General features: G+C 53.3%; 1 protein-coding gene and 1 pseudogene. Both read left to right on the forward strand.

Annotation, left to right across the window (positions count from 1 at the left end):
* Positions 1 to 653 (forward strand): EamA family transporter (locus AC1DRJ_RS27535; protein ID WP_477804929.1); only part of this gene is annotated, 653 nt, incomplete at its 5' end.
* Positions 654 to 724: 71 nt separating this feature from the next.
* Positions 725 to 1447, forward strand: a pseudogene (locus tag AC1DRJ_RS27540) (S41 family peptidase); the annotation flags it as partial.

A 1447-nucleotide genomic window follows, 5' to 3' on the forward strand; every position in this document is an offset into this window, starting at 1 on the left:
ACGTTTGCCTGTACCTGAGCTTCCGCGTGCTGACGGTGCCGGAAGTGYTGCTGTTCACCATCCTCACGCCGTTGCACGTAACCCTGATCGAAGATGCGCTGAACCGGCGTTTCAATCCGTGGGCATTGATCGCTGCGCTGGTGGCGGTGATGGGGGCGGCGGTGATTCGCTATGACCGGATCAACCCGGATTTCTTCATGGGATTCCTGCTTCTGCAACTGGCCAACTTCACCTACGCCGCCGGACAGGTGCTTTATAAACATCTGGTGGCGCGCCATCCGAGCGATCTGCCGCACTACCGCCGATTCGGTTACTTCTATCTCGGCGCATTGGCGGTGGCCTTGCCGGCGTTTCTGCTGTTCGGCAAACAGAACTTCCTGCCCGAAGCGCCGCTGCAGTGGGGTGTGCTGGTATTCCTTGGCCTGGTCTCGACCGCGCTGGGTTTGTATTGGTGGAACAAAGGCGCGTGCATGGTGAACGGCGGGACGCTGGCGGTGATGAACAACCTGCATGTGCCCGTGGGCTTGCTGATCAATCTGCTGATCTGGAATCAGCATGAGGAGCTAGGGAGGTTGTTCCTCGGTGGATCGGTGATTTTGATGGCGGTGTGGATCAGTCGGTTGGGTGTCAGGCGCGCAGCCAATCTCGTGTAGGCGCTGCTATAGCTGAATCGGAAGAGGTTCAGCTGGTCGGCCATGGAGAAGTGAATCAMGGGAATGCCTGCATGAAAACTGCGTACAAAAAATTAGCGTTGGCTGTCTGCCTGTGTGCTGGCTTGACGGGGCCGGACGTTGAAGCCGAAGTGTCACCACCCGCAAAAGATTGGAAAAATCTAACTGCCAATGATCTTTCTGTCATGCGACAACTGATAGTCAATTCTCATCCAGGCGCTATTGATAGCAGTAACGAGGCTTTTACAGACTGGGTTGAACGGGGTTATTTGGAAGCGGGTCAGCTGTCCGAGCGTGTCAACTCAAGGAAAGACTCTCAAGCTGTAATGAATTTTTACATTGCGGGCTTCAAGGATGGACACGTAGGTCTGAATCACCCTGATCAAGAACATTCTTCTTGGGCAGGTTTTATTTTGGATATGCGGGGGCAGAGTTTTGTTGTAAAGCACCTCGCTAAAAATTGGCCTGTGCCGTTGCCAGCGAAGGGTTCCAGGGTTATATCGTGTGATAACAAGTCAGTCGGCGAGATATTGGAGAGTGAGCTATCTCCTTATATTGATCGGAGACTTGGACTGAAGTCGACTTGGTTGCATTTAGCTAAGCAGCTAACTGTCGATGATGCCAACTACCCAGTGCTGGATAGGGTCTTGTCCAAAAGCTGTTTGGTTGTTCTCCCCAATGGGGAAAGGCAAAACTTTCCTTTGTTGTGGCAAGAAGGTCCGGGACAGTTAGACGCCTTTCTGCGCCAGGCTCAACCACCCCAATCTCTCCAGAAT

The organism is Pseudomonas sp. P5_B2, from assembly GCF_056400445.1.